General features: G+C 67.3%; 16 protein-coding genes. 11 read left to right on the forward strand and 5 right to left on the reverse strand.

From position 1 onward, the window contains the following. The first annotated feature begins 117 nt into the window (after positions 1–117). Positions 118–1,602, forward strand: coding sequence for an NADP-dependent isocitrate dehydrogenase (locus K1X74_01415; GenBank protein ID MBX7164982.1), 1,485 nt, complete (start codon positions 118–120; stop codon positions 1,600–1,602). A gap of 24 nt (positions 1,603–1,626) precedes the next feature. Here K1X74_01415 and K1X74_01420 read toward each other — a convergent pair whose 3' ends face one another. The 5 genes from K1X74_01420 to K1X74_01440 form a co-directional block, all read right to left on the reverse strand. Continuing rightward, entirely contained in the window at positions 1,627–2,946 is a 1,320-nt protein-coding gene (locus K1X74_01420) for a UDP-glucose/GDP-mannose dehydrogenase family protein (protein MBX7164983.1), read from the reverse strand. A gap of 33 nt (positions 2,947–2,979) precedes the next feature. Beyond that, positions 2,980–3,942, reverse strand: a complete 963-nt coding sequence (locus tag K1X74_01425) for an NAD(P)-dependent oxidoreductase (GenBank protein ID MBX7164984.1) — start codon at positions 3,940–3,942, stop codon at positions 2,980–2,982. A 107-nt stretch (positions 3,943–4,049) separates the two neighbouring features. Then, the gene (gmd, locus tag K1X74_01430; protein MBX7164985.1) at positions 4,050–5,033 is read right to left on the reverse strand and encodes a GDP-mannose 4,6-dehydratase; all 984 of its coding nucleotides are present in this window, start codon (positions 5,031–5,033) and stop codon (positions 4,050–4,052) included. A 39-nt stretch (positions 5,034–5,072) separates the two neighbouring features. Then, positions 5,073–7,790, reverse strand: a complete 2,718-nt coding sequence (gene gyrA, locus K1X74_01435; protein MBX7164986.1) for a DNA gyrase subunit A — start codon at positions 7,788–7,790, stop codon at positions 5,073–5,075. Between the two features lie 469 nt (positions 7,791–8,259). Beyond that, positions 8,260–10,041 carry a HEAT repeat domain-containing protein gene (locus tag K1X74_01440; GenBank protein ID MBX7164987.1) on the reverse strand — a complete coding sequence of 594 codons (1,782 nt, stop codon included), beginning with the start codon at positions 10,039–10,041 and terminating at the stop codon, positions 8,260–8,262. A gap of 162 nt (positions 10,042–10,203) precedes the next feature. On the opposite strand from K1X74_01440, the gene K1X74_01445 reads away from it, so the two are divergent. From K1X74_01445 to K1X74_01490, 10 genes are all read left to right on the forward strand, one after another. Continuing rightward, positions 10,204–10,857, forward strand: coding sequence for a hypothetical protein (locus tag K1X74_01445; GenBank protein ID MBX7164988.1), 654 nt, complete (start codon positions 10,204–10,206; stop codon positions 10,855–10,857). Between the two features lie 81 nt (positions 10,858–10,938). Beyond that, on the forward strand, positions 10,939–11,529 hold the full coding sequence (locus K1X74_01450) for an aminodeoxychorismate/anthranilate synthase component II (GenBank protein MBX7164989.1): 591 nt from the start codon (positions 10,939–10,941) through the stop codon (positions 11,527–11,529). Between the two features lie 26 nt (positions 11,530–11,555). Continuing rightward, positions 11,556–12,779, forward strand: coding sequence for a molybdopterin molybdotransferase MoeA (locus K1X74_01455; protein MBX7164990.1), 1,224 nt, complete (start codon positions 11,556–11,558; stop codon positions 12,777–12,779). A 103-nt stretch (positions 12,780–12,882) separates the two neighbouring features. After that, positions 12,883–14,619 (forward strand): apolipoprotein N-acyltransferase, encoded by a 1,737-nt coding sequence (gene lnt, locus K1X74_01460; protein MBX7164991.1) that lies wholly within the window; start codon positions 12,883–12,885, stop codon positions 14,617–14,619. Positions 14,620–15,070: 451 nt separating this feature from the next. Further along, positions 15,071–15,907 carry a hypothetical protein gene (locus K1X74_01465; GenBank protein MBX7164992.1) on the forward strand — a complete coding sequence of 279 codons (837 nt, stop codon included), beginning with the start codon at positions 15,071–15,073 and terminating at the stop codon, positions 15,905–15,907. Further along, a complete protein-coding gene (locus K1X74_01470) occupies positions 15,888–16,115 on the forward strand; it encodes a hypothetical protein (GenBank protein ID MBX7164993.1) in 228 nt (75 codons plus the stop codon). Before K1X74_01465 ends, K1X74_01470 begins: the two co-directional genes overlap by 20 nt. Positions 16,116–16,177: 62 nt before the next feature. Continuing rightward, the gene (locus K1X74_01475; GenBank protein MBX7164994.1) at positions 16,178–17,227 is read left to right on the forward strand and encodes a rod shape-determining protein; all 1,050 of its coding nucleotides are present in this window, start codon (positions 16,178–16,180) and stop codon (positions 17,225–17,227) included. After that, positions 17,217–18,182: a hypothetical protein gene (locus K1X74_01480; GenBank protein ID MBX7164995.1), complete on the forward strand. Its 966-nt coding sequence runs from the start codon at positions 17,217–17,219 to the stop codon at positions 18,180–18,182. The genes K1X74_01475 and K1X74_01480 overlap by 11 nt, the downstream gene beginning before the upstream one ends. Next, positions 18,179–18,706, forward strand: a complete 528-nt coding sequence (locus tag K1X74_01485) for a hypothetical protein (GenBank protein MBX7164996.1) — start codon at positions 18,179–18,181, stop codon at positions 18,704–18,706. The genes K1X74_01480 and K1X74_01485 overlap by 4 nt, the downstream gene beginning before the upstream one ends. A 25-nt stretch (positions 18,707–18,731) precedes the next feature. Then, the gene (locus tag K1X74_01490; GenBank protein MBX7164997.1) at positions 18,732–20,903 is read left to right on the forward strand and encodes a hypothetical protein; all 2,172 of its coding nucleotides are present in this window, start codon (positions 18,732–18,734) and stop codon (positions 20,901–20,903) included. Positions 20,904–21,079 lie beyond the last annotated feature (176 nt).

The following is a 21,079-nucleotide window of genomic DNA, read 5'->3' on the forward strand; positions in this document are numbered from 1 at the left end:
GTTGCCAGGCGACACGCGGAGGGGCGCCTACGGCCGCCGCGCCCTCCGTGCGCGGCCGATTGCTCAAAGGCGCATCGTGCAGTCTAATGTGGTTCCTCCGCACGGGACCCACCTGAAATGACAGAGCCTGCCGACGGAAGTTCTTCCGCCACACGGCCGGTGCCCATCACGATCGCATACGGCGATGGCATCGGCCCGGAAATCATGACCGCCACGCTCGATGTGCTGCGCGCCGCGAAGGCTGCGCTGGCCTTCGAAACGATCGAAGTCGGTCTGGCCACCTACCAGCGCGGCGTGAGCTCGGGCATGGGGCCCGAGGCCTGGGATTCGCTCCGCCGCACGAAGCTGTTTCTCAAGGGGCCCATTACCACGCCCTTGGGCAGCGGCTACAAGAGCCTGAACGTCACGACGCGCACCGCGCTGAACTTGTTTGCCAACGTACGGCCCTGCATGTCGTATGCCCCGTACGTCCGCACGCACCATCCGCTGATGGACCTGGTGATCATCCGCGAGAACGAGGAGGACACCTACGCCGGGATCGAGCATCGCCAGACGACCGAAATGACCCAGTGCCTGAAGCTGATCTCGCAGCCGGGCTGCGAACGGATCGTCCGCTATGCGTTCGAATATGCCCGGCAGCATGGCCGGCGCAAGGTGAGCTGCTTCACCAAGAGCAACATCATGAAGCTCACCGACGGCCTGTTTCAAAGGACCTTCGAACAGCTGATTGCCGAGTATCCCGAGTTTGAGCACGAACACCTGATCATCGATATCGGCACGGCGCTCGTGGCCGATATGCCCGAGCGGTTCGACGTGATCGTGACTCCCAACCTGTACGGCGACATCCTGTCGGACGTTGCCGCGCAAGTGGCCGGCTCGGTGGGCATGTCGGGCTCGGCCAACGTGGGCGCCGATTTTGCCATGTTCGAGGCGATTCACGGTTCGGCCCCGATGATCGCCGGCAAGGACATTGCCAACCCCTCCGGCCTGCTGCATGGGGCCATCATGCTGCTGGTCCACGTCGGCCAGACCGAAACGGCCGCGCGCATTAAGAACGCCTGGCTGCGGACGATCGAAGACGGGCTGCACACGCCCGACATCTTCCGTCCGGAGACCAGCACGCGCCGCGTCGGCACGCAGGAATTCGCCGCGGCGGTGATCGAACGCTTGGGGCAAGAGCCGCTCAAGCTGCCGCCGGCCCGGAGTGTGCCTCGTCCGCCCGCGGCCTCCGCGCCGGCGGTACCGCGCGCCAAGCCGAAGAAGCAGCTCGTCGGCGTCGACGTGTTTCTCGATTGGGACGAAGCCGGCCGTGCTCCGCAGGTGCTCGGCGAGCGCGTCGGCGGTTTTGCCGGAAGCGAACTGCGGTTGAAGATGATCACCAACCGCGGCGTGCTGGTCTATCCCAGCGACCTGCGCGAGTCGTTCTGCACCGACCACTGGCGCTGCCGGTTCATGGCCCACGACGGCCGTTCGCCCGTCACGCCGCTGCAGATTCTCGCGCTGCTCGAGCGCCTGCACGCCGCCGGGTTCGACTTCGTCAAGACCGAGCATCTCTACGATTTCGACGGCCAGCCCGGCTATTCGCTCGGCCAGGGCGAATAGCGCGGAGCGCGCGCCGCAATATGGTTAACGCTCCGGCGAAACCGTCCGCCGCCCGATGCTGTGATAGGTAAAGCCCGCCTCTTGCAGTCGCGGGCCCTGGTAGAGGTTGCGGCCGTCGAAGATCACCGCGCCGCGCATTTCGGCTTTCAGCCGCGCGAAATCGACGTGCTGAAACTGCTTCCATTCGGTGCAAATGCACAAGGCGTCAGCCCCCGGCACCGCGTCGTACGGCGACTCGGCAAAGTCGAGCCGATTGCCGTAGAGGGCCCGCACGTTGGCCAGGGCCTCGGGATCGTGGACGTGCAATTTCGCGCCGGCCGCGAGCAGCCCGTCGATCAGCACCAATGCCGGCGCCTCGCGGATGTCGTCGGTTTGGGGCTTGAAGGCCAGGCCCCAGATGGCGATCTTGCGGCCCGCCAGCTGACCGCCGAAATGCGCCGCGACTTTGTCGAGCAGCACGCGTTTTTGATGCTGGTTCACCTGTTCGACGGCGCGCAGCACGCGCGGCTCGATGCCGTGCTGCGTGGCCATCGCCTGGAGCGCGCGCACGTCCTTCGGAAAGCAGCTGCCGCCGTAGCCCACGCCCGGGAACAAGAAGGCGAAGCCGATCCGCTGATCGTGACCGATGCCGCGGCGGACGTCGTTGACGTCGGCCCCCATCCGTTCGCACAGGTTGGCCATCTCGTTGATGAAGCTGATCTTCGTGGCCAGCATGGCGTTGGCCACGTACTTGGTCATTTCAGCACTCTCGGGCCGCATGTCCAAGAGCGGCTTTTCGGTCCGCAGAAACGGCGCGTAGAGCTCGCGCAGCCGGTCGGCCACCTCAGGGCGGCGCGCGCCGATCACGACGCGGTCGGGCTTCATGCAATCGTCGATCGCCGCGCCTTCCTTCAGGAATTCGGGATTGCTGGCCACGTCGCAATCGCGCCCCGTGAGCTCTCGCAGCCGCGAGTAGACGGCCGCGTTCGTGCCGACGGGGACCGTGCTCTTGATCACCACGATCGCCTCGGGCCGCAGGTGCGGAGCCATCGTGTCGACCACCGCCCAGAGATTGCGCAAGTCGGCCGAACCGTCGTCGGCCGACGGCGTGCCGACGGCCAAGAACAGCAGATCGGCCCCGCGCGTGGCGGCTGCCAGATCGGTGGTGAAGTGCAAACGTCCGAGCTTGGCATTGCGGCCGACCAGCTCGGCGAGTCCCGGCTCGTAGATCGGTACCTGGCCCTGGCGCAGCATCTCGACCTTGGCCTGGTCGATATCGACGCACGTCACGTCGTTGCCGGTTTCGGCAAAGCACGTACCGGTCACCAGCCCCACGTAGCCCGTCCCCACCATGGTGATCTGCATCAACCAGCTCTCCTTCCCCTCGATCGCCGACAGCTACTTTGCCAGCGCTGCCCGCGCGCGGCAGTCTTCCCACGTGTCGGCCACGGTTTGCTCGAGCGAGATCCGCGGAGTCCAACCCGTCGCGGCTTGCAGCCGGTCGATGTTGGCAACGGGATCGTATTTCGCACCCGGCCGCAGTTCCACGATCGGTCGCCGGCGGCCGGCAACTTGTTCGACTAGCGCCAGCACGTCGCCCGTCCGCACGGCACGTCCCGATCCCACATTATAGGTTTCGCCCGGCTGGCCCCGTTCGGCGAGCAGCCGGTAGGCGCGGACCACGTCGCGCACATCGCTCAAATCGATCCAGGTATCACGATTGATTACTTCGACAGCCGCGCCCGAGGGCGCGGCGAGCTGCCAGGCCCATTGCACGAGCATCATTTCGCGCCCCTGCCGCGGCCCGGTGTGCTGGAACGCGCGGATGATCACGGCCGTGAGCCCTTGGCCCTCGATCGCCGCGCGGACCTGGGCCTCGGCCGCGAGCTTGGTCTTGCCATATGCGTTGCGCGGTTCGGTCGGCCAGCTCTCGGTGAACGGACCGTCGGCGGCCGAGTCGCGCGGCCGGTAAACGTGGCTGGTGCTCACAAACAACAACCGCGGCCGCCCGGGCAGCGCGGCCGCCAGCTGCACGACCTGTTGCGTGCCGGCGACGTTCGTGACCCAGGCCGTTTCGGTCGGCTCGGCCTGACCGCACTGGGACGGCACGCTGATCGCCGCCAGATGATAGATCACCTGCGGCGCGAACTCGGCCAGCGCTTGCTGAGCCGCGGCCGTCAGCCCGTCGGCACGCGCCAGATCCCAGGCCAGTAGTCGCGCACGGCTCGTCACCCCGGCCAGAAACTCTGCCGGCCAATCGCCCGAGCGTGAACTACCCCACACTTCGTCGCCACAGGCGAGCAGATGTTCGGCCAGATGGCCTCCGGCAAACCCCGAGATGCCGGTGATAAATGCTCGCATGCGATTCATCGCCTGCCGTGCACGGCTGTGGTCGGGTCTTGACAGCGCCCCTCGCTAGCCGCCCATATGCCAGCCACGCATGTGCCAGCCGCCGCGGCTTGACGGCCTCAGAGCCGCGCCCCGGCCAATTCTTTGCGCACGCGCTCCAGGTCGGCCTCGACCATCATTTTCACGAGCTCTGGAAACGACACCTGCGGCGACCAGCCCAACTGCTCACGGGCCTTCGTGGCGTCACCGCACAACGTGTTCACCTCGGCCGGGCGCAACAGCGCCGGATCGATCTCGACGATCGTGCCCGGGTCCAGATCGACTTCGGCACAGGCCAGCTCGACCAGGTTGCGAACCGTGTGCTTCTGCCCGGTGGCGATCACGTAATCCTCGGGCCGTGCTTGCTGGAGCATCAACCACATGGCCTGCACGTAGTCGCCGGCATAACCCCAGTCGCGCTGCGCGTCGAGATTGCCGAGCTTCAGCTTATGCTGCACGCCGAGCTTGATCCGGGCCACGGCGTCGGTCACCTTGCGCGTGACGAACTCTTTGCCGCGCTGGGGCGACTCGTGGTTGAACAGGATGCCGGAACAGGCGAACAGGCCGTAGCTCTCGCGGTAGTTGACCGTGATCCAATGGCCGTAGACCTTGGCCACGCCGTAGGGGCTGCGCGGCCAGAACGGCGTCTTTTCGGTCTGCGGTTCTTCCTGCACCCGGCCGAACATCTCGCTGCTCGACGCCTGGTAGAACTTGATCTGCGGATTCACGTCGCGAATGGCCTCGAGCATCCGCGTGACGCCCAGCGCGGTCACTTCGCCGGTCAGCAGCGGCTGTTCCCAGCTCGTGGCCACGAAGCTTTGCGCGGCCAGGTTGTACACCTCGTCGGGCTGCGATTGCTCCAGAGCCCGGACCAGCGATTGCTGGTCGATCAGGTCCCCTTGGTGCAGGTGGATCTGTTCGCGAATCGGCGCGATGCGTTCGAAATTTTCGGTGCTTGAGCGTCGCACCATGCCGTGGACTTCGTAGTCCTTTTCAAGCAGGAACGACGCCAGGTATGAACCGTCCTGGCCGGTGATCCCGGTGATTAGCGCACGACGAGCCATGCGGACAGTTGCATCCTCTCAGGGTGCTGCGAATACAGCTCAGCTTTCGGCGACCGGACCGGACTCGCCCTCGTCCGGCGCGCCCCCAGCCGGCGCGCCTTCGTCGTCCGCTGGTCCGGCGTCGATCTCACCGGCATCCGCGTCGCGCTCTTCGGCCGGCACGCGCACGACCGCCGCGAGCGTGTCCCCCTCGTCGAGACTCATGATCCGCACGCCTTGCGTATTGCGGCCGATCACGCTCACGTCGCTGGCCTTGATGCGTTGGATCTTACCGCGGGCCGTGATCATCAACAATTCGTCGTCGTCGCTGACAGCGACGATGCCTACGACGGGCCCGTTGCGCGTGGTGGTCTTGATGTCGCGCAGGCCCTTGCCGCCGCGGCGCTGCGCGCGGTAGCGCTGCCCGCTCGACGCCTCGTCGGCGCCGTCTTCGGCATCGGTCGCCGGCTCGGCAACCGGTTCCGCCGTGGCGGTGTCGCCGGTTTCTTCCTCGGTTTCGCCGCCCGACCACGGCGAATTTGGACCGAACGGGGTGCGCTTGCCGTAGCCCAGGGTGCAGACCGTCAGCAGCGTCGTCTCGGGATCGGCCACGACCATGCCGACCAGCTGATCTCCGCCGGCCAGCGAGATGCCGCGCACGCCGCTAGTGTTGCGGCCCATCGGGCGGGCATCGGCCTCGTTGAAGCGGATGGCCATGCCCGCCGCGGTCGACAGCACGACCTCGTCGCCCGGCCGCGTGACGGCCACGTCGACCAGTTCGTCGTCCTCGCGCAGCTTGATGGCGATGATGCCGCCGCGCATCGGCCGGCCGTAATCCGCCAGCGGAGTCTTTTTCACCTGCCCGGCGCGCGTGGCCATGACCAGGTACGCGCCCGGCTCCTTGAAATCGCGGACCGCGATGCATTCGGTCACGCGCTCACCCTCGGTGAACTGCAGCAGGTTGACCAGGGCCCGACCGCGGCTGTCGCGCGCCAACTGGGGCAGGTCGTAGACCTTTTGCCAATAGACCTTGCCGCGGTTGGTAAAGAACAGCAGATAGTCGTGGGTGCTGGCCACGAACAGGTGCTGGATCGGATCTTCTTCCTCGGCCTTGGCACCCTTCATACCCTTGCCGCCGCGTCGCTGGGCGCGGTAGGTGCTCGACGGGGTGCGCTTGATGTAGCCGCGGTGACTGATCGTCACCACCATGTTCTCTTCGGTGATCAGGTCCTCGAGGTCGATCGACCCGATCTCCTCGCCGCTGATCTCGGTGCGCCGCGCGTCGCCGTACCGCCGGCGAATCTCGAGCAGCTCGTCGCGGATCACGGTCTTGATGTTGGCCTCGTTCGACAAGATCCGCTGGTATTCGGCGATCTCGTCGAGCAGCTTTTGATATTCGTTGGCCAGCTTCTCCTGCTCGAGATTGACCAACTGGCCCAGTGTCATCCGTAGAATCGCGTCGGCCTGCACGGCGGTGAGCGTATAGGTTTCGCGCTCGCCGCGCTCGGCAATGAACACGGCATAGCCGGCTTCGCCCAGCGCTCGCCGCATCAAGGCCCCCGGGCATTCGACGCCCATCAACCGCGCCTTGGCCTCGGCCTGGCTCGACGAGGTCCGGATCAGCCGGATGATCTCGTCGATATTCACATGCGCCAGCAACAGGCCTTCGACGGTGTGCTTGCGCTGCCGGGCCTTGGTGAGCAAGAACTGCGTGCGGCGGCGGATCACCACGACGCGATGCCGCAGGAACTCTTCCAAGAGCCCCTTGATGCTCAGCGTCCGCGGCTTGCCGTCGACCAAGGCCAGCAGAATCAGCGAGAACGTGTCTTGCAGCGGCGAGAATTCGTAGAGCTGGTTGAGCACGATCTCCGGGTCCGCCTCGCGCTTCAGCTCGAGCACCAACCGGACCGGCTCTTTCAGGTCGCTCTCGTTCCGCAGATTCGAGATGCCCTTGATCTTGTCTTCCTGGATCAGCTCGGCGATCCGCTCTTCGACGCGGTCGCGGGCCTGTTGGAACGGGATCTCGCTGACGATAATCCGGTGGCGGTTTTTGCCCCATTCTTCGATCCGCGCACGAGCCCGGAGCACGACCGAGCCGCGGCCCGTGTAATAGCCGCGGCGAATGCCGCTGCGGCCGCAGATGATGCCGCCGGTGGGAAAGTCGGGGCCGGGAATAATCTCCATCAACTCGTCGATCGACACTTCCGGCTGATCGATCACGCGCACCAGCGCATCGACCACCTCGGTCAGGTTATGCGGCGGAATCGACGTCGCCATGCCGACGGCGATACCGTTGGCCCCGTTGACCAGCAGGTTCGGAAACCGCGACGGCAGCACCGTCGGCTCGGTCGTCCGCTCGTCGTAGGTCGGGATATAGTCGACCGTGTCGAGCTTCAGGTCGTCGAGCATCAGCGCGGCGAACTGGCTCATCCGCGCTTCGGTATATCGCATGGCCGCCGGCGGCAGGCCCGCGATCGAGCCGAAGTTCCCCTGTTTGTCGACCAGCACGTAGCGCATGTTCCATTCCTGGGCCATGCGCACCAAGGTCGGGTAAATCACCGCCTCGCCGTGGGGGTGATAGTTGCCGCTCGTGTCGCCCGAGATTTTGGCGCACTTGATCCGCTTGGAGCCGGGCGTGAGACTCAAGTCGTTCATCGCGACCAGAATCCGTCGCTGCGACGGCTTCAGGCCATCGCGCACATCGGGCAGCGCGCGGCTGACGATCACGCTCATCGCGTACGTCAGGTAGCTGTTCTTGAGCTCGTCTTCGATCGACAGGTCTTCGATCCGCCCACCGGGCAACGGCTCGCTCGATGTCCCGTCCGGCGCACCCTCGTCCCCCGGGGTCAGCTCTTCATTCTCGTCGGCCAACGTACTACCTCAATTGAACACCGCGACTTGCCCGATTACCGCCTGATCAAATCGCCGCCGGCGCGAGGCGTTTGCCCGCGGGGACACGGTTGTCCGATCCCCGCAGACGATCCACCGGCCCGCGTGAAGATCGACCGGAAGGCCGCCTGGCGGAAAGAAGCATTGCCCTGCAACGAGCAACCCGCGCCTCCCTGCCGGGCAAGCGCCGGGCATGGCGCAGATCCCGGTTTTTGCCCTTCCACGATCGCCCGTCAATGTACCGTTTTTGGGCGAGATTCACAATCGCCGGCGCCGCGCGCAACCCCCTGCGGCGGCCGCACCTTGGCGGCGATTTTTGCGCCGCGGACGACGCTGGAGCAGACCCCTGGAAGGCGGCCTATTTCTTGCCCGCCCCTTCGATCTTCTTGATCGCTTCTTCGACCGCCGCGCGCACGGCCGGCCCTTCGTAGGTCAGCATCTCGCGCAAGGCCGGCAGCGCGGTTTGCGCCGCCGCGCCGAGGTTGCCCAGCGCCGTGGCCGCTTCGATGCGCGCCTGGTCGAGTTCATGCCGCAGCGCCTTGATCAACTGCGGCACCGCCTGCGCCACCAGCGTCTTGTCTTGCGGGGCGATTTGCAGGCACGCCCAAACGCTGACCAGCCGCAAGTCCGGGTCGTCGCTGTTCAAGTTGCCCTGGATATTGGCCAGCGCACTCTTGGCCACAGGACCCATCTTGCCCAGCACATAGGTCGCGCTGCGCTGCACGCGCGGCTGCTCGCTACGCAACGCTTTGACCAGCACGGGCACCGCCGCAGCGTCGCGGCAGCCCGCCGCGGCCAGGGCCAACAACGTCAACCGCTGCACCTCGGGATCGGTTTCCGCCTGGAACGCGTCGAGCAGCGCGCCGCAGGCCGGCTGGGCCGCTTCGCCCATCCGCGAAAGCAGAAAGGACGCTTCCGGACGTTGCTCGGCATTGGCCAGCTCGTGGGCGAGCGGCTCGACGGCCGCCGCGCCAAACCGCAGCAGCGCCTCGGCCGCCGTCTGCGCCACCGAGCTTTCCTTGTCGGCCAGCGCCTTGATCAGCAGCGGCACGACTTCATCCGCCGGCAATTTTTCGTCACCCAGGCCATGCGCCGCGGCCCGACGCACCATCGCATCGGGCGAAGAAATGCCTTCGCTCAAGGCCGCGAGCGATTGTTTGCGCAGCTCGGCGTTTTCCGGTTCGATTTGCGACAGGGCCCAGGTGGCGAGCATTTTTTGCATCGGATCGTCGGCCGATTGCAGCTCGGCCAGCGCGTCCTTGGCCGCCGGATCGCCCAGCCGTCCCAGGGCATAGGCCACGGCATAACGCACGCCGGCCTGCTCGTCCTTGGCCGTCGCGATGAGCGCCGACGCGGCGCCTTCGGCGTCGGGACCGATCGCGCCCAACGCCAGCGCCGCCTGCAACCGCATCTCCGGCTGTTCGTCGGACAACAGCGCCTCGATCGGCTTGGCCGCGTCTTTCGCCGCGGGGCCGATGTCGTTCAACACCAGCAATGCCCAGTAACGCGACTTCGGATTGGCGAGCGCATTGATCATCGGCGGCACGGCCGCCGCACCGAAGTCGGAGATCGTCACCAACGCCGCTACGACGGCGCCCGGGTCAGCGTCTTCGAGCACCTGCACGAATTTGGGCAGCGTCCGGTCAGGGCCGGGCGCTAATTGCCGCACCGAGGCCACCGCGGCCCGTCGGACGCGCGGGTCCTTGTCGGTGATCGCCTGCAGCAGGGCGTCGACTTCCGGCCCTTGCTTGTCGCCGATCGAACCCAGACACCGCGCCGCCGCGGCTCGGGCCAGCGGATCGGCGTCGCCCGAGAGCATTTTCATCACGGCGGCCACGCTTTCCTTGGCCCGCACGCCGAACGCCGCCAAGGTATGCGCGGCGCGAGCGCGCGTCACCGGGTCGCTATGGGCAAGCGACTTTTCGATCGCCGCACGAGCCGTGGCCGGCTTCGCCGCCAGCTTGCCCAGGGCGTCGAGGGCCGCCAGCCGTGCGGCCTGGTTGGCCGAGCCGAGCTGCTTGATCAGGTTCGCCGGATCTTGCGCGAACGCGACGGGGGCCAGTGGGGCCACGCCGGCCGCAAACAGGATCAAAACGGCAAGGCCACCGGCCATCATCCACAAGCGGAAAACCGATCGCATTGGGGATACCCAGAGAGGTCGTCGGAGATAACAATAGAAGCCCCCCGGACGCTCTGGCCGTTTCGATCGACCAGCTGTCCAGGAATCCTGAAGTATAGTCGGCCGCGTGGCTGCCCACGAGTAGCACGCGGCAAGTAACTCCGCTTTCATTCGGGCCCCGCGATGATGCCATCCTCTGCGTTCCCTGGCGCCTGCCGTTTGCTCGTCTTCCTGGTGTTCGTGGGTCTGGCACAGCCGGCCGCTGCCCAGTGGTACTTCCGCCAGGGCAATTTCTCCTCGACGGCCGGCGAAGGCTATGCCCGCGGGATGGGCGCGCTGGTCGCGGCGGCCGGGGCGGCCAACATGATGAATTCCGAAGCCGCGCAGAACTATGCCGACGCCCGCAGCGCCGAGCTCGACAACCGGCTCAAGGCGACGCAGACCTATTTCGAAATGCGCCGGGTCAATCAAGAAGCGCGCGATGCCGAGCGCGATCGCCGCAAGGTGCGTTCGGCGAGCGCCGAGACGGCCGAACACGAAGCTCCGCCCCGCGCTGCCCCGAGCCAGATCGACCCGCACACTGGCCAAATTCAATGGCCGGCCTTGCTCGCGGCGTCCGATTTCGACGAGCCGCGCACCCGCCTCGATCAATTGTTCAACCACCGCGCCACCTATGGGCAGCTCGACGGCGACTTGTACCTGTCGGCCCAGGACGCGCTGGCCTCGCTGCGCTCGATCTTGAAAAAGAACCTCCGCACCTACAAATCGTCGGATTACGTGCAGGCCACCAAGTTTCTCGACTTGCTGGCCCAGGAAGCACGACTGCCGAGTGCCTGAACCCTCGCCGCGCTGGCGGTGTCACGTCGGAAAGGCGGGCCGACTCGCTCTTGAAGCACCCGCCGTCGCGGAATCGCGCGCGTGATCCTGCTCATCGACAACTACGACTCGTTCACCTACAACCTCGTGCAGCGGTTGGGCGAGATCGATCCGCGAATCGATCTGCGCGTCGTCCGCAACGATCAATTGACCGTTGCCGACATCGAACGCGAGCGGCCCACGCATCTGATCGTTTCGCCCGGTCCCTGCACGCCGAGCGAGGCCGGCATTTCCTGTGCGGCCATCGAACGGCTGGCCGGCAAACTGCCCATTCTTGGTGTGTGCCTCGGGCACCAGGCCATCGGCCAGGCATTCGGGGCCGAAATCGTCCGTGCCAAGCAATTGATGCACGGCAAGACCGACCAGATTGAGCACGACGGCCGGGGTATCTTCGCCGGCATCGAAAGCCCGCTGGTCGCCACGCGCTATCACAGCCTGGTCATCCGGCCGGGTACGCTCCGCGACGACTTCGAGGAATGTGCCTGGGCCGCGGCGCCCGACGGCGGCCGCGAGATCATGGCCGTGCGCCATCGCCGCTTTCCCCTGCACGGCGTGCAGTTCCACCCGGAAAGCTTCCTCACCCCGCGCGGCATCGACATCCTGCGCAATTTCCTCGCGCTGCGGGCTGAATAGAGAAAACACGGTGCCCCGAGCGCTCCATGCTCTCCGTCGATGAAGCCCTGGCCCGCCTTGCCCAGCACGTCGTGCCGCGGGCCGCGGTCGAGCGGGCCTGCGGTGCTGCCCTCGGTCTGGTCCTGGCCGAGACGATCGCCAGCGACGTCGACTCGCCGCCGCACGACAAGGCACTGGTCGACGGTTACGCCGTGGTCGCGTCGGACCTGAGCAGTGGCCGCGCCGAGCTGCGCGTGTTGGAAGAAGTCACCGCCGGACAAGTGCCGACTTGCGCCGTTTGTCCCGGCGCGGCCACGCGCGTGATGACCGGCGCCCCGATGCCGCCGGGCGCCGATGCGATGGTCATGATCGAGCGCACGCAAACTCGACTGGCCGCCGACGGCACTTCGCTGGTCGACATCGTCGACGCGAAAGTCGCCCCGGGCCAGAACATCATGACGCGCGGCCGGTCGATGCGCGCCGGCGACGTCGTGCTCATGCCGGGCGCCGTGTTGCGGCCGATCGAATTGGGCCTGCTCGCCGAGGTCGGCCGCACGACCGTGCGCGTGGTGCCCGCGCCGAAGGTTGCCATCCTGTCGACCGGCGATGAGCTGGTCGAGCCGGGCCGGGTGCCGGCGGCGGGCCAGATTCGCAACAGCAACGGGCCGCTCTTGGCCGCCGCCGCGCGACGCGCCGGCGCCGATGTCCTCGAGCTGGGCATCGCGCGCGACACGCGCGACGATTTGCGCACGCGCATCGGGGCCGGCCTCGAAGCGGCCGACGTGCTGGTGCTCTCGGGCGGGGTCTCGGCCGGCGTGCTCGACCTGGTGCCCGCCGTGCTGGCCGAACTCGGCGTGGCCTGCGTGTTCCATAAGGTCAATCTCAAGCCCGGCAAGCCAGTCTGGTTCGGCACCCAGGCCCATTCCCGCGGCGCGCGGCTGGTGTTTGGTCTGCCGGGCAATCCCGTGAGTTCCTTGGTCTGCTACGAGCTGTTCGTCCGGCCGGCGCTGGCCCGGTTGGCAGGCGGCGTCTTGGCCGGCGCGCCCGTCGAGTCGCGCCCCCTGGCCGCCGCCTTCACGCACCGGGGCGAGCGGCCCACCTACCACCCGGGACGCTACGTCGAAGGGACGTCAGGCTCGGCCGTCGAGCCGCTGCGCTGGCAAGGCTCGGCCGATCTGCGCACGCTCGCCGCGGCCGACGCGCTGATTCATTTTCCATCGGGCGATTGCAGCTATCAGCCCGGCCAGATGGTGTCGGTGCAACGGCTGTGACGCGCCCCGTGTCGCGCCGCAAGCCACCTGGGCTTTGGAGCCGCCGGTCGGGTACGCTACGCAGCAGAGCATCGACTCTTTCGCGGTCGCACGGAGGTGACCCATGACGACGACTCTTTTGCCGCGCGCTGGCCGTCGCCAGCGCTCACTCGTGCATCAATCGACTCCGCATACGAGCGAAACTCGCGCCTCGGCGCGGTCGCTGCCGTGGTGGCGCTCGGGCGCCTGGCGATCAACGGCCGTGCTGGGCCTGACCGGCAGCGCGCTGGCGGCGTTGTCGCTGCCGCCGGCGGCGCTCGCGCCCCTCGCTTGGATCGCGCCGATCCCTTGGCTGTTGCTCGTCGCCCAAGCACAACTCACGGGCCGACGACCCTACGCGATGTTGTGGCTGTGCGGGTTCTTGTGGTGGTTCGCGGTGCTGCATTTCTTGCGGCTGCCGCACCCGGCCACCGTCGTCGGCTGGTTTGCCATGTCGGCCTACCTGGCGTTCTACCTGCCGGGCTTCGTCGCCCTCGCGCGTAGCGCCGTGCATCGCTGGCGCGTGCCGCTGGTGATCGCGGCGCCCGTTGTCTGGGTAGGTCTCGAACTGTTTCGCAGCCACTTTCTCACCGGCTTTTCGATGGCCCAATGGGGACACACGCAATGGCGCTGGATCGAACTGATCCAGATCGCCGACCTGGCGGGCGGCTATGCCGTGAGCGGATTGCTGATCTTCGTCGCCGCTTGTTTGACCGTGGCCGTCACGGCGTTGCCGCGCCGCGCAGGACTGGTGCCCTTGGCGATGGCCGCCGTCGCGGTGGGCACCACGTTGGGCTACGGCTACTGGCGCACAGCGAATGTCGCCACGCGCCCTGGCCCGACGGTGGCCATCATCCAAGGTTCGATCGACACCGAATTGAAATGGGACCCGAACCAGGCCGAGCGCGTCCATCGCGAGTATCTCGACTTGACCTACCGGGCCGTAGAGGAGCGCAGCAAGCTCGACGCGGTGATCTGGCCCGAGACGATGTATCGCGAGGCACTGCTCACCTATGCGCCCGACGCCGCGCCCGAACCCGGCGACGATTGGACGTTTGCCGAACTCGAAGAGGCGGCCGCCAGCCAGCAGCGCCGGCTGCGCAACATGGTCGCGAGCGTCGGCACGCCGATGTTGCTGGGCGTCGATACGCTCGATTTTGGCCCCGGCGTCACGCACTCGTACAACTCGGCCATCCTGGTCGAACCCGGCGGCGAGATCGCGGCACGATACGACAAGATGCACCCGGTCATCTTCAGCCACGAGTACATCCCGCTGAGCCGGACGTTTCCCAGCATCTACAAGCTGACGCCCTTCAAGCGCGGGCTGGAGCCGGGCCGTGAGCCGGTCGCCGTGCCGTTGGGCAACGCCACGGCAGCCGTGAGCATCTGCTACGAAAACGTGCTCCCGCATTTGATTGCCCGGCAGGTGCGCACGCTGCGCTCGCAGGGCCACGAGCCCGACTTGTTGGTCAACTTGACCAACGACGGCTGGTTCTGGGGTTCGAGCGAATTGGATCTGCACCTGATGTGCGCGGCGTTTCGAGCCTTGGAATGCCGCAAGCCGATGATCGTCGCGGCCAACACCGGCTTCTCGGCGCACATCGACGCATCGGGCCGGGTGGTCGCGCGCGGTCCACGCCGTGCGACGGGCACCATCGTGACCGAGGTCCCGCTCGACGGGCGCGCCAGCATCTATCTGGCCATCGGCGACTGGCCTGCAGGGCTGTGCCTGCTTGCTTGCGTGGGCCTGATGCTCGGCGGCTTACAAGCCCGGTATAGCGACCGGCAACGTGCTCGGGCGTTGCTCAATCAGCCCTGCTGATCAAGACGATTCTGCGGGTTGATCCTGTCGTCAGCACCCAAGAAACGGCTTGTGCGGCCGCGCATGTTTTCCAAGCCGCGCAGATTCTCGAGTTGGCGCTCTGGATAATTGACACAGCTTCTGCAGCCGACTTATACTAAACCGGTCGCTGCGCGGCTGTATCTTCCTATTGGGAAACAGTTTGGGGACTTTGCTGATGCCCCGGACCGGGATCTGCCCAGGCAGGTTCTCGATCGGCCGGTCGCGGGTTGCAGCGGTTCGCACCAGTCCAGCGTGGCAATGCCAAGCAACCACAGCGCCAAACGACGCATGGCGCGCAGTCAGCGATTATCCTGAAATAGGTCGCCCGGTGTAGAAGCTGGGCAGCTTGGAACAGACAGACAGGTCCACGTCCCGCGAGACTTCCTCTCCCGATCAAGAGGGTGGCCGCAGGGCGGTAAGGTGAGGCGCGATGAATCTTCTCGGCAAGGTCTTCGTCATTCTGATCCTGGTCATGAGCCTGATCTTCATGGCCTTCGCGGTTGGCGTATACGCCACCCATCAGAATTGGTACGTACAAGTCAAGAAGACCCAAAGCGAGCTGCAAGCGGCCAACACCGACAAGCAGCAGCTCACCCAGCAACTGGCCAACCTGACCGAGCAACTCGACAGCGAGCTGGCCGCACGCCGCGAGGCGGTCGCCAAGCTCGAGACCGAAAAGGAACAGATCCTCCAGCAGGTCCGCGGGCTGCAGCAGAAAGAGGACCAACTGGTCGAGGGCGAGCGCCGCGCCGTCGCCGCGATGGAAACCACGCAACAATCGCTGGCTGCCTTGCGCGGTGAGGTCGACGCGCTGCGGCAGTCGATCCGCCAGACGCAAACCGAAAAAGAAGAAAACTTTCAGCAAGTCGTCAAGCTGACCGACGAGTTGAACCAGGCCCAAACGGAGCTGTCACGCGTCAACGAGCGCAACCTGCAACTGACCGAGCAGACCGCGCGGATGAAGACCGTGCTCGAACTGCACGACCTCGACGAATTCGAGCCGACCGACGGCCAGCCGCCCAAGGTCGACGGCGTCGTCCTGGCCAGCAGCTCGGACGGCATGGTCGAAATCTCGCTCGGCTCGGACGACGGCATCCGCCGCGGCAATCAGCTCGAGGTGTACCGGCTCGGCCCGGACGTGAGCAAATACCTGGGACGCATCGAGGTGATCCGTACCGCGCCCGACAAGTCGGTCGCCAAGATCATCCCCGAGTTCCGCAAAGGCGTGATCGAAAAGGAAGACCGCGTTGCCACCCGACTCCGCTGAGAGCCGCATCGCGCCGGCCGCCAAGCCCCGCGTCAAGGCCAACATTTACGACGTGCTGTTGATCATCGCGTTTTTGGCGCTGTTGATCGGCTGCCTGATGTTGTACCTGGAGTGGTCCAACTACCCGTCGACGAAGTATAGCCAGCTCGACGCGCCGGCCACGTACGTCCTGGCCGCCACCCTGGGGCTATCGTCGCCGAACGCCTGACACGCGGCCGGGCAACGGGTCCGGTACGCTCGACAACCTGTGTTCCAACCCGGTCGGCAAGGATGCTCCCCGGAATCTTAGGACGATTCGCGCCCGACGTCGCGCTCGACTTGGGCACCGCCAACACCCTCTTGGGTGTACCCGGCGAAGGGATCGTCGTCGACGAGCCCTCGATCGTCGCCGTGGCCGAGACGGGCCAGGGTGTGCTTGCCCGCGGCAGCGCCGTGGGGCATCTCGCTCGTCAAATGTTCGGCCGCACGTCGACCGCCATTCAAGTCGTCCGGCCGCTGGCCGACGGCGCGATTCGCGACTATGCGTTGTGCGAATCGATGTTGCGCTGCCTGCTGGAAAAGGTGCGCCGCGGCGGCTGGTCGCTGCGCCCGCGCGTGCTGGTGGCCGTTCCCGGTTCGAGCACGCCCGTCGAAAAGCGCGCCGTCTACAGCAGCTTGCATCGCGCCGGCGCGCGCAGCGTGCTCCTGGTGCCCGAGGCCCTGGCCGCAGCGATCGGCGCCGGGCTGCCCGTGGCCGAACCGGTGGCCAGCCTGATCTGTGACATCGGTGGCGGGACGACCGAAGCGGCCGTGGTCAGTCTGGGCGACGTCGTGGCGAGCACCTCGATTCGCGTCGGCGGCGATCGCATGGACCAGGCCGTTGTCGATCATCTGCGGCGATCTTACAGCTTGCGGATCGGCCCCGCCGAGGCCGAACGGCTGCGCATCGAGATCGGCAGCGCCGCCCCTTTAATCGAAGAACTGGTCGACGAGGTTCGCGGAGTCGACGCCGTCAGTGGGTTGCCGCGCAAAGCCACGATCACCAGCGAAGAGGTCCGCCAAGCGCTCGCCGAGCCGCTCGCGCAAATCGTCGATTGCCTGCGCGCCACGCTCGACCAGACGCCGCCCGAGCTGGCCGCCGACCTGGTCGATCACGGGCTCACGCTGTGCGGCGGCGGGGCGCTGCTGCGCAACATCGATCGCTTCCTCGGCGACCAGATGGGCTTGCCCACGCGCGTCGTCGTCGAGCCGCTCACGACCGTGGTCCGCGGCGCGTTGGCCTGTCTCGAAGACCTGCCCGCCTGGCGCGGTGTGCTGGAGTCGAGCGATCATGCCGCGTGACGGGCTAGCGCGCGAGCGGCTCGTTGCGGTCGGCCTGGCGCTGGCCGCGACCGCGCTGGCGTGGCTTCCCGAGGCCTCGGTCGTACCGCTGCGCCAAGCGTGGCGCACCGCGATGCATCCCGGTTGGGTCGTCGCCGCCAACGTGCGCGAACAGACTGCGTCGCTGGCCAACCGGCTCGTCGAGCGCGGCCAAACGGCCGCACGGATCGCAGCACTCGAGGCCCAATCCTCCGCGCTCTTGCGGGAAAACCTCGAACTGCGGGCACGCATCGCCCGCGCCGCCCCAAGCGGCGCGGCCGACGATCCAGCCGCTGCATCGCTGCTGCTGCCGCGCGCGCTGCCGGCGCGCGTGCTCGGTCCCCTGGCGTGCGACTCGCTGCGACGGACGCTGCTTTGCGACGTCGGCAGCCGCGAGCTGCCGACCGCCGGCGGACTCTTGCTGACCACCGGCGCGACAAAGTGGCGCGCCACAGTCGATCAAGGAGCCTCCAGCGGTCTCTCCCCGGGCCATCTGGCCCTGGCCGGAACGGTCGTTTGGGGCCAGCTCTGCGAAGTCGGACCCGAAACGAGCGTTGCCCGTCACGTTTGCGACGCGGCCTACCGCGACGTCGTCTGGCTCGTGCCGCGCGGACGCGCGCCGGCCGCAGGCGTCGTCTCGGGCGTGTGGCAAGGCACCGGCGAGCCCGAGGCCCGAGTCGTTCAGGTCGACACCAGCGCGGCCGTCAGCGTGGGCGATGGCGTATATAGCGCCGCGCTACAAGGCGTCTGGCCCGAGCCACCGCGTTGCGGCGAAGTGACGCGCGTCGAGCGCGCGGCCGACGAACCGCATTGGCGAATCTGGGCACGGCCCGACGCGGCCTTGATCTCGACCACGGACCTCGCCGTGGTGACGTCCGCTGCGAATCCCGCGCGTCTGGCGGCCCAAGGCGGCGAACCGGGAGCGGTGCAACGATGATCGCCCTGCGTTGGCTCTTCCTGTTCGTCGGCATCTACCTGGCCGCGGTGCTCGAAGTGGCGCTGGACCGCGCCTGGTCGGTCGGCGACGTCGCGCCGAGCGTGTTTGTGCTGGTCGCCATTCTGGCCATGCAGCTCGGTCGCTTGCGCCCGGCCTGGCTCGTGGCGGGCCTGGTTGGCCTGGCGGCCGATTTGAACGCCGGGGGAATCCTTGGTGTGCGAACCGGGGGATTGATGCTCGTCGTGGCAGCGATGGAACTGCTGCCGCCCGGGCGTTGGCAGCGACATCCGATATGCCTCTGCGCGACGGTGGGCCTGGCCGCGCTGGCCGTCGACACCTGGGTCGCGCTGGCCGGCATCGTGGGACTGGCTCCGTCGCTCCCGGCGACCTGGTACGCGCCCCTGGTCAACGGTCTTTACACGGCCGGGCTCACCCTGCCTTGCACGCTGATCGCCTCGTGGATGGGCGCCGACCGGCAGCCCGCGCCGCACTTTGCCGTGCTGCGAAGTCCGCTATCCCGCTGAGTGCAAAGCCCCGTTCGCAGGCCTTATGTCCTTCCGCCTCGTACAGCACCGACTGCTCGCACCGCGCGCCGTCGCGCACGACGCGGCCGTCGATCCGCGCAAGCGATTGTGGGCACTCTACGGGCTGTTTCTGCTCGGGCTGTTGGCCCTCTTCGCGCGGCGCGCGCAGTTGGAGTGGAGTTACGGCGACCGCTACCGCACCGAGGCCGCACGGCCGCTGGAGCGCCGCATCGTCGTGCCGGCGCCGCGCGGCCGCATCCTCAGTCGCGAAGGTTTGGTGCTGGCCGAAGACGTACCGCGCCGGGCATTGGCCGTGCACTATCGCTACTTGCAACGCCCGCCGCATCCGGCCTGGCTCCGCTCGCAGGCGCGCCGCGCCTTGCCCGCCGCGCGGCGGCGTGACCCGGCCGAGATCGCCGCTGAAATGGCGCGCCAAACCGCAATGCTGGACGACCTGCATCAACGCCTGGCCGCGCTGGCCGGCGTGTCGCTCGCCCATTGGCAAGAATCGACCGGCGCCATCCAGGCGCGCGTCGAGCGCATCGCCGCGAGCGTACGCGAGCGCCGCCGCCGGCGCTGGCTCGAAACCGTCGAGCAACCCGAACAAAGCGACGCCTGGCCGGTCCGCGTTAGCCAGTGGCTCGGGGGCCAGCCGCGGCACCCCCTGGCCGATTGGGACACGCTGGTCGTCGCCGAAGAACTCGATGCGCACGTGGTCGTCCCCCAGGTTGGTATCGACGTCCTGGCCGAGATCGAGGCTCATCCCCAGCGCTGGCCCGGCGTCGAGATCGTCGAGCAACGGCGCCGCCGCTACCCGGCCGGCAGTACGGCGCCGCACGTCGTCGGCCTGGCCGGCGATTCTCAACGGACTGGTCTGGAACAAGCGTACGACGCCACCTTGCGCGGTCACGACGGCTTGCGACTCGAACGCACCGATTCGACCGGCCGCGTGCTCGAAGTCGTCGAGCTCGAATCGATGCAACCCGGCCAAGACGTCGTGCTCTCGCTCGATCTGACGTTGCAGCGCAACTGCGAGCGGCTGCTCGACGCGGCGCTCGCGCGCCGCGATCAGTTCGCCGCCGCACCTCCTCCTCCCTCGGGCGGCGCGGCCGTCGTGCTCGACGTGCGCAGCGGCGCCGTCCTGGCCCTGGCCACGGCGCCGCGCTTCGATCCGGCAATCTTTAACGAACCGCACGCGGGCCAGGCCCAGGCGCTGCTCGACGATCCGCGGGCGCCGCTCGTGAATCGGGCCACGCAGATGGCCATCCCGCCGGGTTCGGTCTTCAAGCTGGTCACCGCCGCGGCACTGCTCAGCGAACCCGAGTTCGACCCGCGGCGATTGTTCGACTGCCAGGGCTATCTCGAACGCCCCGACCGGCAGCGCTGCGCCATCTTCGTGCGCCGCGGCGTGGGGCATGGGCCGACCGATCTCACCGCCGCGCTCGGTCAAAGCTGCAACACCTATTTCTTCCATCATGCCCGCGGCCTCGATCCCGACAACCTGGCCGATTGGGCTCGGCGCTTCGGGCTCGCGAGCCCGACTGGAATCGACCTGCCCGACGAGGCCGCAGGCCAGGTGCCTCGTCCGGAGTTGGGGGCCCCGGGCCGCGCGACGGGCTGGTCTTCCGCCGACACCGCGGCGCTGGCCATCGGCCAAAGCACGCTGGCCGTCACGCCGCTGGCCGTGGCCCGGATGATGGCCGCGATCGCCAACGGCGGACGGCTCGTCGAACCGCACCTGGTGCGTGGGCAAGGGATCAGCTTTGCCGACACTTCCGCTAGCCGCGACGACGTGCGCGAAACCATCGAGGCGGACGCCACGAGCGAGTCGCACCAGATCGCCGAGCTCGATGCCCACGCGCTCGGCGCCTTGAACGAAGGTCTGCGGGCCGCGGTGAACGAGCCGTCGGGTACGGCCCACGCCACGTTGGCCGATGCCCCGGCCAGCATCGCCGGAAAGACGGGCACCGCCGAAGTCGGCGGCAGCCGCGACGATCATGCCTGGTTCGCCGGACTGGTCCCCGCCGAAAAGCCGCGCGTCGCAATCGTCGTCGTACTCGAACACGCCGGCGACGGCGGACAAGCCACCGGCCCCGTCGTCCGACGCATCGTCGAAACGCTCGTCGCCCGCGGCCTCGTACCGGCCCGAAATCGCGATCAACTTACCGCCCACCCGCCGGAGGCGCCGCGCCGCTAACGATCCGGCGGCGAATGGAGTAGATCGGTCGCCGGGAGCGCCATAGTAGCGATTCTTGTCGCAATCGATGACGTGGTGCGACCGACCCTAGTCAACAAGTCACGGCGAAAGAGCACGTGTCGCAGGAAAGCAAACCGCGACGGCGGGTCGAGAGAGTCGTGCTGACGCGAGTTCTG

The organism is Pirellulales bacterium (genome assembly GCA_019694435.1).
Lineage (GTDB): Bacteria > Planctomycetota > Planctomycetia > Pirellulales > JAEUIK01 > JAIBBZ01.